Origin of the sequence: Pseudorhizobium marinum, assembly GCF_000705355.1 — a bacterium.
GTDB classification, from domain to species: Bacteria; Pseudomonadota; Alphaproteobacteria; order Rhizobiales; family Rhizobiaceae; genus Neorhizobium; species Neorhizobium pelagicum.
In genome coordinates, this window is sequence record NZ_JMQK01000032.1 from 24,719 (window position 1) to 34,474 (window position 9,756).

A 9,756-nucleotide genomic window follows, 5' to 3' on the forward strand; every position below is an offset into this window, starting at 1 on the left:
GATGCCTCCTGAGTCGCGCGCCGACCATGCAACGGCAGACCGCTGGCTGTCCATCGTCGGCATCGGCGAGGACGGCATTGCCGGATTGGGCGAAAACGCCAGGCAGGCGATCCGCTCAGCAACCACCGTCTTCGGCGGCAGGCGGCATCTAGAGCTGGCGCAGGCGCTGGTCCGCGGCGAGGCCAAGCCTTGGCCTGCCCCCTTCGACCCGCAGATGCGCGAGGTGCTGGCCCTGCGCGGCACGCCGGTCTGCGTGCTGGCCTCCGGCGACCCCTTCCTCTTCGGCGTCGGCGTGACCCTGTCGCGGCATCTCGAGCCGCAGGAATACGCAACCTTCCCGGCGCCTTCCGCCTTCTCGCTGGCGGCAGCCCGCCTCGGCTGGGCGCTGCAGGATGTCGAGACGGTCTCGCTGCATGGCCGACCGGTCGACCTGATCCGCCCCCTCCTCCACCCCGGCCGCCGCCTGCTGGCACTGACCTCGGATAGCCGTGGCCCGGCAGATGTTGCCCGGCTGCTGGCCGAGGCCGGCTTCGGGGGCTCGATTCTGACCGTTCTCGAGGCCCTGGGCGGCGAGAGCGAGCGGATCCGGACATCCAGTGCATCGGCCTTTGCTCTTGAGGACATCAACGAGCTCAACCTCGTCGCCCTGGAGATCCGCACCGACGGACCGGCGCGGATATTGCCACTGGCCACCGGCCTCGACGACCACCTCTTTGAGCACGACGGCCAGATGACCAAGCGGGAGATCCGCGCCGTCACCCTGTCGGCGCTTGCGCCACGCCGGGGCGAACTGCTGTGGGACATCGGCGCCGGCTCCGGCTCGATCGGCATCGAATGGATGCTCCGGCATCCCTCCATGCGCGCGATCGGCATCGAGGCCGATCCCGTGCGGGCCACCCGGGCGCGGCGCAATGCGCAGGCCTTCGGCGTGCCGGGGCTCTCGATCGTCGAGGGCAGCGCGCCTTCAGCCCTTGTTGGGCTGGAACCACCCGACGCGATCTTCATTGGCGGCGGCGGCAGCGAGCCGGGCGTGCTGGAGACGGCGATGGATTGCCTGAAGCCGGAGGGGCGCCTGGTCGCCAATGCCGTGACGCTCGAGATGGAGGCCGTCCTGCTGGCGGCACAGGCCCGGTTCGGCGGTCATCTCATCCGCCTGCAGGTGAGCCGCGCGGAACCCGTGGGCAACATGCAGGGCTGGCGGTCGGCCATGCCGGTCACCCAGTGGACCTGGCAGAAGAACGGGGGCGACACATGATCGTCGCGGGTCTTGGCTGCCGTCGGGGCACCCCAATGGAGAGTGTGAGGGCGGCCCTGTTGCTCGCCTGCCAGGAAGCTCGCCTCGAACCTGCCACTGTCACCGCGCTGGCGACCGGAACCATCAAGGAAGACGAGCCGGGCATCCTGGAGCTGGCGACCCACCTCGGCCTGCCGCTTCACATCGTGGCCGACGAAGACCTGACCGCCGCCGAGCCACGGACGCGGACGGTCTCGCAGCACAGCCTTGCCAGAACCGTCTCCCCCAGCCTGTCGGAAGCGGCAGCACTGGCCGCTGCCGGTCCGGCGTCCGAACTGATCGTGGCACGTGTGATTGCCGAGGGCGCCACCTGCGCGCTCGCCCGCTCCGGAGAAACCTCATGACCGTCCACTTCATCGGAGCAGGCCCCGGCGCTGCCGACCTCATCACCGTGCGCGGCCGCGATATCCTCGCCCGCTCCCCGGTCTGCCTCTACGCCGGCTCCATCATGCCGCGCGAGCTCCTCGACTACTGCCCGACGGACGCCCGCATCATCGACACCGGCGCACTGTCGCTGGACGAGATCGAGGCCGAGTATCTGGCCGCGCACCGCAAGGGCAAGGATGTGGCGCGCCTGCATTCCGGCGACCTGTCGGTCTGGAGCGCAGTCGCCGAACAGATCCGGCGGCTGGAGAAACACGGCATCGAATACACGCTGACGCCCGGTGTGCCCTCGTTTGCCGCCGCCGCCGCCGCGCTGAGACGCGAGCTGACGATCCCGGAAGTCGCCCAGAGCCTGGTGCTGACCCGCATCTCCGGCCGCGCCTCGAAAATGCCGGACGGCGAAACGCTGGCCGGCTTCGGTGCGACAGGTGCAACGCTGGCGATCCATCTCGCCATCCACGCCATCGACCGGGTGGTGGCAGAGCTTCTGCCCTTCTACGGCACGGACTGCCCCGTCGCGATCGTCGTCCGCGCGTCCTGGCCGGAGGAGCGCATCATCCGCGGGACGCTGTCCGACATCGAAGCGAAGCTTGCCGCCGAACCGGTAGAGCGCACCGCGATCATCTTCGTTGGCCGTGGCCTCGGCGCCGCCGATTTTGTCGAGAGCCAGCTATACAACGCCGACTATGTGCGGCGCTTCCGCCCCGGCTGGCCTCAGGACGACACGGGTTCGGCATGATCACTGGGGGTGAAGTCAGCCCGTCCCCTGAGACGGCCGTTGCGATCGAACACCAGGATCTCGAGCGAGATCTCGGATTGCTTCAGGACTTTCGCGGCCGTCGTCCAGGCCCGGGCGGCAATCCGGTTGCCGATCTCGACGCCCGCTTCGGAGGCGAGGTCGAAAGCTTCGGCGACCGTGTTGGCGCCGGCAATCCGAGCAGAAAGCTCTTCGCCTGCCCCGCAGTCCCGCGCCACCTGCGCCAGCGCCTCGAGGTCCGGAAGACCGCGCTTGGAGTGGACGTCCAGCATCCCCTGGCCGAGCTTTGTCATCTTGGCGACGCCCCCGGCGACGGTGATGCGGGGGACCGGATGATCGCGCAGATATTTCAGCATGCCGCCGACGAAATCGCCCATGTCGATCAGGGCGACGTCCGGCAGGCCGTGATGGGCGGCGACGGCCATTTCGGAGGCATTGCCGGTGGAACCCGCCACATGGGTGAGGCCGGCGGCGCGCGCGACGTCGATCCCACGCCAGATCGAATGGATCCAGGCGGAGCAGGAAAACGGAATGACGATGCCCGTCGTGCCGAGGATGGACAGCCCACCGACGATGCCGAGACGCCCGTTGAGCGTCTTTTCGGCCAGCTTCTCGCCGTCAACGACGGAGATTTCCACAGCAAGATCGGCGTCCCCGCCCATCACCTCGGCAACCGCCGCGGCGATCATCTTTCGCGGAACCGGGTTGATGGCAGGCTCCCCCGGCGGCAGCGGCAGGCCGGCGCGGGTGATCATGCCGACGCCTTTGCCGGCGTGGAAGGTGATGCCGGCTCCCGGCTGTCCGCGCCGCACGGTGCTGACGATAAACGCGCCATGGGTCACGTCCGGATCGTCGCCGGCATCCTTCACAATGCCCGCCCGGGCGAAATCGCCGCCGATTTCCTCCTGCGCGACGGCAAAGGCCGGTCGCTGGCCGCCCGGCAGCGTGACCTCGACCATCGACGGAAAGCGACCTTCGAGCATCCCCATGCAGGCGGCCTTGGTGGCGGCAGCCGCGCAGGTGCCCGTGGTCCAGCCCCGGCGAAGGTTCTTGTCGTTGGTCTCCATGGGCGTTCTATATCCTTGCGGTCGAGCGCCGTCATCGGCAAAAGGTTGTCGCATGAGTCTGAATGATACCATCGCCGCCATTTCTGCTGCAGCGCCCCGGTTCGAGCCGGGCCACGTCTGGCTTGCCGGCGCAGGTCCCGGCCATCCCCGCTACCTGACGCTCGAAGTGGCCGATGCCCTGTCTAAGGCTGACTGCATCGTCTACGATGCGCTCGTCTCGCCGGAGGTTCTGGCGTTTGCCACCGCGGCTGAACTGCATTTTGCGGGCAAGCGCGGCGGCAAGCCATCCGCGACGCAGGACAACATCACAGCCTCGCTGATCGAGCTGGCGCAGGCAGGCAAGAAGGTGCTGCGGCTGAAGGGCGGCGACCCCTTCATCTTCGGGCGCGGCGGCGAAGAGGCCGAAGCGCTGGTGAAGGCCGGCATCCCCTTCCGCATCCTGCCGGGAATGACGTCCTCGCTGGCCGCACTCGCCTCGGCCCGTATTCCGGCCACCATGCGCGGTATCAGCCGCTCGATCACGCTGGCCACCGGCCATGCTGCAGGCACCGAGGACGACCTCGACTGGCGCGCGCTTGCCAAGCTCGGCGAGCCGATCATCGTCTACATGGGCCTCAAGATGATCGGCGAGATCAGCCGCCTGCTGATCGACGGGGGACTTTCGCCTGCGACACCGACGGCGGTGCTGATGGCCGCCACCACGCCCGACGAGCGGCTGCTGGTCGCGACGCTGGCCACTGTGGAGCGGGAAGTTCAGCGCCAGGATTTTTCAGCCCCCGCGCTGATCGTCATCGGCGACATCGTCACGATGCGCGACTTGCTGAGCCAGGAGCCGGCCACGTGAGCGCCCGCGCGCTGATCATCGGCGCCCCCCGATCGGGATCCGGCAAGACAAGTGTCACCATCGGCCTGCTGCGGGCCTTTGCCCGGCGCGGCGTGAAGGTGCGCGGCGCCAAGACCGGGCCGGATTTCATCGATCCGGGCTTCCATGAGGCGGCAACCGGTCTGCCGGGCCTCAATCTCGACAGCTGGGCCATGGAGCCGGACCTGCTTCGCCATCTGGCGCGCGCGCAGGCGCAGGACGCGGAACTGCTGCTGATCGAGAGCGCCATGGGCCTCTTCGACGGCATCCGCAGCGACCGCAATCGGACCGGTGCGGCCTCCGACCTGGCGCGCCAGTTCGGCGTGCCCGTGCTGCTGGTGCTCGACGTCTCGGGACAATCGCAGACGGCTGCGGCGGTCGCCTATGGTTTTGCCCATTACGATTCTCAGGTGAAGATCGCCGGCTGCGTGCTGAACCGTGCCGGGAGCGAGCGCCACCGCAGCCTCTGCAGCGAGGCGATTGCCGAGATCGGCCTGCCGGTGCTCGGCACCGTGCTGCGGGACCCGGCCCTGACGCTGCCGGAACGGCATCTGGGCCTGGTGCAGGCGAGCGAGCATCCGGAAATGAATGCCCATATCGACCGGCTGGCCGACGCGATGGAAGCAGCGCTGGACCTGGACGCGATCTTTGCCGCCGCCAGGCCCTTCGACGTTGCGCATGGATCGCCTAGTCACGCGCTTGCGCCGCCCGGCCAGCGGATCGCCCTGGCGCAGGATGCGGCCTTCACCTTTCTCTATCCCCACCTCGGCAGGCTCTGGCGTGAGGCGGGCGCCGAGCTCGTGCCGTTCTCGCCGCTCGCCAACGAGAGCCCGCCTAAGCACTGCGACGTCTGCTGGCTTCCGGGAGGATATCCCGAACTGCACGCCGGAGCGCTGGCTGCAGCGGAAAACTTCCGCAGCGGCATGCAACGATTTGCGGAGGTCAAGCCGGTCCACGGCGAATGCGGCGGCTACATGGTGCTGGGCGAAGCGCTGGAGGATGCCGAAGGCGAGATGCACCGGATGACCGGCCTGCTCTCCCACCAGACGAGCTTTGCCAAGCGCAAGATGAACCTCGGCTACCGCCAGGCCACGCTTCTGGCCGACAGTCCGCTGGGCCTGAAAGGCGAGACGATCCGCGGCCACGAATTCCATTATGCCCGCGTCATCGCCCCCGGCACGGACGAACCGCTGGCGACCATCGCCGATGGCCTGGGCAAGGAGATCGGCTTTTCCGGCGGACGCCGGGGACATGTCAGCGGCAGCTTCTTCCACGCCATCGCCCGAGGCTAGGCGTGGACGGGGCGAACCTCGCTGCGGCTACTGCCGCAGCAGGCCCGGCGCTTCCTGGCCCGTCCGCTCCACATATTCCGTATAGCCGCCGCCATACTGGTGGATGCCGTCTTCCGCCAACTCCAGCACGCGGTTGGAGAGCGCCGAGAGAAAGCGCCGATCGTGCGAAACGAAGAGCATGGTGCCCTCATAGGCCGAGAGCGCCTTGATCAGCATTTCCTTGGTATCGAGGTCGAGGTGGTTGGTCGGCTCGTCGAGGACGAGGAAATTCGGCGGGTCGAACAGCATCGCCGCCATTACCAGTCGTGCCTTTTCGCCGCCCGACAACACCCGGCAGCGCTTCTCCACGTCGTCGCCCGAAAAGCCGAAGCAGCCGGACAGGGCGCGCAGCGGCGCCTGCCCTGCCTTGGGGAAACGCTCCTCGAGCCACTGCAGGACGGTGCTGTCGCCATCCAGGACATCCATCGCATGCTGTGCGAAATAGCCGAGCTTGACGCTGGCGCCGAGCGAGACGCGGCCTTCGTCCGGATCGGTGGCGCCGGTGACGAGCTTCAGAAGCGTCGACTTGCCGGCACCGTTGACGCCCATGATGCACCAGCGCTCGCGGCGGCGGACCATGAAGTCCAGCCCTTTGTAGATGGTGCGGCTGCCATAGGCCTTGTGGACGTTTTTCAGGTTGACGACATCCTCTCCCGAGCGCGGCGCAGGCAGGAAGTCGAAGGCCACCGTCTGGCGCCGCCGGGGCGGCTCGACGCGGTCGATCTTGTCGAGCTTCTTGACCCGGCTCTGGACCTGCGTGGCATGCGAGGCGCGCGCCTTGAAGCGCTCGATGAACTTCATTTCCTTGGCCAGCATCGCCTGCTGCCGTTCGAACTGCGCCTGCTGGTTCTTCTCGTTGAGCGCCCGCTGCTCCTCGTAGAACCCGTAGTCGCCGGAATAGCTGTTGAGTGAGCCGGCATCGATCTCGATGATCTTGGTGACGATGCGGTTCATGAACTCGCGGTCGTGCGATGTCATCAAGAGCGCGCCGTCATATCCCCGCAGGAATTCCTCCAGCCAGATCAGGCTTTCGAGATCGAGGTGGTTACTCGGTTCGTCGAGCAGCATGACGTCGGGCCGCATCAGCAGGATCCGGGCGAGCGCGACACGCATCTTCCATCCGCCTGAGAGCTTGCCGACATCGCCGTCCATCATCTCCTGCGAGAAGCTGAGACCCGCCAGCACTTCCCGCGCCCGGCCCTCGAGCGCATAGCCGTCGAGCTCCTCGTAACGTGCCTGGACCTCGCCGTAGCGCTCGATGATCTCGTCCATCTCGTCCATGCGGTCCGGATCCGACATTGCCGCCTCGAGCTGCCGGAGTTCCGCGGCAACCTCGCTGACGGGGCCTGCGCCTTCCATGACCTCGGCCACGGCGCTGCGCCCTGCCATCTCGCCGACGTCCTGGTTGAAATAGCCGATCGAGACATTCTTTTCGGCGGCCACCTGACCATCATCCGGCTGCTCTTCGCCGGTGATCATCCTAAAGAGCGTCGTCTTGCCGGCCCCGTTGGGCCCGACGAGGCCGATCTTCTCGCCCTTGTTCAAGGCCGCCGAGGCCTCGATGAAGAGAAGGCGGTGGCTGTTCTGCTTGCTGATATTCTCGATACGGATCATGTTTTTGGCCCAGGCGTCGCGTTGCGGCGCCCTTATGGCATGCTCGACGCTGGCTGTGTAAGGTTTTTCGCCAGGTCGTCGGCAAGAAGAAACTTGTTCAATACAGCAAGACGTGACGGGGGCATCTGGCAAACAGACGTCCGGACGATACATTCCCGAGCTCGAGCGCCCACGGATGCTCGGATGTCACTCCGAAGCATCCGGATTCAGCTGTAATCACGAATAGAAATTGCCTCCGCGTCGGAAATGTGCTTTGCGGCTTACCTGTGCCACCATCTGGCGGCAGAACCGCTTGTGGGATTGATCTTCCGTGTTGCATCGTTTTCGCATTCTGCACGTCCTGTTTACATCGCGGCTCGCGGGATCGGAACGCTATTGCATAGACCTCGCCAACGAGCAGGCCGCACTGGGCCATGACGTCCGGGTCGTGGGACGTGCCGGCGCTCCGATCGCCGCCCTGTTGTCCGACAACGTCACCTATCACGGCTTCAGGACGCCATTTCTGCGCGGTCTGAAGCTGCGCCGCCTGATCGCCGCCACCCCGATTGACGTGTGCCACGCCCATCTCGGCCCCGCCTGCAAGGCGGTTGCGAAGGCGCCGGATACCGTTGCCAAGATCGCAACGCTGCATGTCGGCTACAAGGCGAGACAACACGCACGGATGGACGGCCTGATCTGCGTCAACAATGCGCAACTGGCGCGCCTGAACGGCTACGCCGGGCAAGCCCGTCTGGTCTCGAACTGGCTGCCCGCATCGGCGCATGGGGAAGCCTGCGACCTGCGGGCCGAGCTCGATTTGCCCGCGGAGACTAGGCTTGTGGGTGCGGTCGGGCGATTGCATCCCAGCAAGGGCCAGGACGTTCTGATCTCCGCCTTTCTACGGTCGGCTCCCCAGGATGCAGCTCTGGTCATCCTCGGCGAAGGCCCGGACCGCGCGGCACTGACGAAGCTGGCTGCAGGCGATCCGCGAGTTCACCTGCTTGGCCATCGCGACAACGTTTCCGGTTTCCTGCGCAACCTCGATCTCTTCATATCGCCGTCCAGAGAAGAAACCTTCGGCCTGGCGATACTGGAGGCGATGCAGGAGGGGCTTCCGATCATAGCCACCGCAACCGAGGGGCCTTCGGAATATCTGCGTAACTATCCGGTGACGCTCGTGCAGCCAGGATCCGTCGACGACCTCTCTGCAGCGCTCTCCACCACGTTCCGATCCGATCGTGTTGTGAGTGCCCCGCGGATGGATTACGATCTGCGTCCTTTCTCTCGATCGAACGGGGTTGCCAATGTCCTGGAGTTCTATGCTCAGGTTGCCGAGAGGCTCCAGCAGCGCACCGCACGACCGCCCCACATCTCCGGCTTGCCACTGACCGATGCTTCCAAAGCCTAAGAGCGACTTCTGGCGGGTCGGCATTGTCCCTGCACCAGCCCTTGAACTGCTGGACCCAGCAGCGCTGGCGCATGTGTCTTCCCGGATAACATGGCTGCCTGACCCTGGACCCTGGCGGTATCTGGCAGATCCCTTCGGCATCCAGCGAAATGGCACGACGCATGTGTTCGTGGAAGCCTTCGATTACCGGACGAAGCATGCCTTGATCGAGCGCCATGAGCTTGGGCCCGACTTGCAGTGGCAGGGCAGTGAGGTCGCCCTGGCGCGCCCCTTCCACCTCTCCTACCCCTTCCTGATCGAGACCGACGGGGACGTGTTCATGGTGCCGGAGAGCCACAAGGCGGGAGAGATTGCTCTCTATCGCGCCCGTGCCTTTCCCCACGACTGGGTGCGCGAAACGGCCCTGTTGCCCGATACGGCAGGCGCCGAGGCCTCGCTGATCTACAAGGACCGGATGTGGTGGATGTTCTTCACCATCGTCGGGCCCGACGCACGCGATCAGCGCGAGCTTCATATCGCCTTCTCCGACAGCCTGACCGGCCCATGGAAGACGCATCCGCAAAATCCGGTCCTGGTGGACCGCGCCGGCGCACGGCCGGGAGGGACACCCTTCGTCGACGCCGATGGTGCCGTGATCCTGCCGGTGCAGGACTGCAGCCGGACCTATGGTGGCAGCCTGCGCTTCCTCCGCTTCGACGCCCTGACGCCGGAGCACGTCGCGATGCGGCATCTGGAGGTGGATCTGACGGGCGACCTGGCGTCGGCGGATCACCCGGATGGCTTCCATACTTTTGCCCTGTGCGGAGACCTCACGCTTATCGATGTCAAACGCGTCGAACGCACTCACGCGCGACACCTCGTGAACCTGCGAAGGCGATTGCGGAAGTTCGGGCAGAGGCCTTCGTCGTCTGCCTGACGACATCCGGAGCAGCAATTTCGATGATCGGAGACTGCCCCGGCGCGAGGTCGTGGCCTCCCAGTGCTTGTAATGAGCTTGTGAGCCCGGCAAAGAAAATGATACCGAACGACGCGTGCAGGATGCATGCGGCAGAGTTCCGGG

Annotated in this window: 9 protein-coding genes; 7 read left to right on the forward strand and 2 right to left on the reverse strand. The window is 66.2% G+C overall.

The annotated features are described in order from the left end of the window. Position 1: 1 nt before the first annotated feature. Genes EO99_RS0123810 through cobM form a run of 3 tightly spaced genes read left to right on the forward strand, consistent with a single transcriptional unit; the run spans position 2 to position 2,417 of the window. Complete coding sequence (locus EO99_RS0123810) at positions 2-1,255, forward strand: bifunctional cobalt-precorrin-7 (C(5))-methyltransferase/cobalt-precorrin-6B (C(15))-methyltransferase (protein WP_029621061.1); 1,254 nt, start codon at positions 2-4, stop codon at positions 1,253-1,255. Beyond that, positions 1,252-1,638 (forward strand): cobalamin biosynthesis protein, encoded by a 387-nt coding sequence (locus tag EO99_RS0123815; protein WP_029621062.1) that lies wholly within the window; start codon positions 1,252-1,254, stop codon positions 1,636-1,638. Before EO99_RS0123810 ends, EO99_RS0123815 begins: the two co-directional genes overlap by 4 nt. Continuing rightward, complete coding sequence (gene cobM, locus EO99_RS0123820; RefSeq protein ID WP_029621063.1) at positions 1,635-2,417, forward strand: precorrin-4 C(11)-methyltransferase; 783 nt, start codon at positions 1,635-1,637, stop codon at positions 2,415-2,417. Before EO99_RS0123815 ends, cobM begins: the two co-directional genes overlap by 4 nt. Here cobM and EO99_RS0123825 read toward each other — a convergent pair. Beyond that, positions 2,393-3,502 (reverse strand): cobalt-precorrin-5B (C(1))-methyltransferase, encoded by a 1,110-nt coding sequence (locus EO99_RS0123825; RefSeq protein ID WP_029621064.1) that lies wholly within the window; start codon positions 3,500-3,502, stop codon positions 2,393-2,395. The two genes, cobM and EO99_RS0123825, sit on opposite strands and share 25 nt — an antisense overlap. A 52-nt stretch (positions 3,503-3,554) precedes the next feature. Here EO99_RS0123825 and cobA point away from each other — a divergent pair, with 52 nt between their 5' ends. Together cobA and EO99_RS0123835 are read left to right on the forward strand one after the other, a co-directional pair. After that, a complete protein-coding gene (cobA, locus tag EO99_RS0123830) occupies positions 3,555-4,346 on the forward strand; it encodes a uroporphyrinogen-III C-methyltransferase (RefSeq protein ID WP_029621065.1) in 792 nt (263 codons plus the stop codon). After that, on the forward strand, positions 4,343-5,656 hold the full coding sequence (locus tag EO99_RS0123835) for a cobyrinate a,c-diamide synthase (RefSeq protein WP_029621066.1): 1,314 nt from the start codon (positions 4,343-4,345) through the stop codon (positions 5,654-5,656). Before cobA ends, EO99_RS0123835 begins: the two co-directional genes overlap by 4 nt. A gap of 27 nt (positions 5,657-5,683) precedes the next feature. Here EO99_RS0123835 and EO99_RS0123840 read toward each other — a convergent pair whose 3' ends face one another. After that, positions 5,684-7,309, reverse strand: coding sequence for an ABC-F family ATP-binding cassette domain-containing protein (locus EO99_RS0123840; protein ID WP_029621067.1), 1,626 nt, complete (start codon positions 7,307-7,309; stop codon positions 5,684-5,686). Positions 7,310-7,619: 310 nt separating this feature from the next. Here EO99_RS0123840 and EO99_RS0123845 point away from each other — a divergent pair, with 310 nt between their 5' ends. Continuing rightward, complete coding sequence (locus tag EO99_RS0123845) at positions 7,620-8,696, forward strand: glycosyltransferase (protein WP_051680060.1); 1,077 nt, start codon at positions 7,620-7,622, stop codon at positions 8,694-8,696. Further along, complete coding sequence (locus EO99_RS0123850) at positions 8,680-9,612, forward strand: glucosamine inositolphosphorylceramide transferase family protein (protein WP_029621069.1); 933 nt, start codon at positions 8,680-8,682, stop codon at positions 9,610-9,612. Before EO99_RS0123845 ends, EO99_RS0123850 begins: the two co-directional genes overlap by 17 nt. The last annotated feature ends 144 nt before the right edge of the window (positions 9,613-9,756 follow it).

What these genes read in the sequence shown, in the direction of transcription:
- EO99_RS0123810 (WP_029621061.1), top strand. Translation starts at nt 2, where the DNA reads ATGCCTCCTGAGTCGCGCGCCGACCATGCAACGGCAGACCGCTGGCTG.
- EO99_RS0123815 (WP_029621062.1), top strand. Translation starts at nt 1,252, where the DNA reads ATGATCGTCGCGGGTCTTGGCTGCCGTCGGGGCACCCCAATGGAGAGT.
- cobM (WP_029621063.1), top strand. Translation starts at nt 1,635, where the DNA reads ATGACCGTCCACTTCATCGGAGCAGGCCCCGGCGCTGCCGACCTCATC.
- EO99_RS0123825 (WP_029621064.1), bottom strand. Translation starts at nt 3,502, where the DNA reads ATGGAGACCAACGACAAGAACCTTCGCCGGGGCTGGACCACGGGCACC.
- cobA (WP_029621065.1), top strand. Translation starts at nt 3,555, where the DNA reads ATGAGTCTGAATGATACCATCGCCGCCATTTCTGCTGCAGCGCCCCGG.
- EO99_RS0123840 (WP_029621067.1), bottom strand. Translation starts at nt 7,309, where the DNA reads ATGATCCGTATCGAGAATATCAGCAAGCAGAACAGCCACCGCCTTCTC.
- EO99_RS0123850 (WP_029621069.1), top strand. Translation starts at nt 8,680, where the DNA reads ATGCTTCCAAAGCCTAAGAGCGACTTCTGGCGGGTCGGCATTGTCCCT.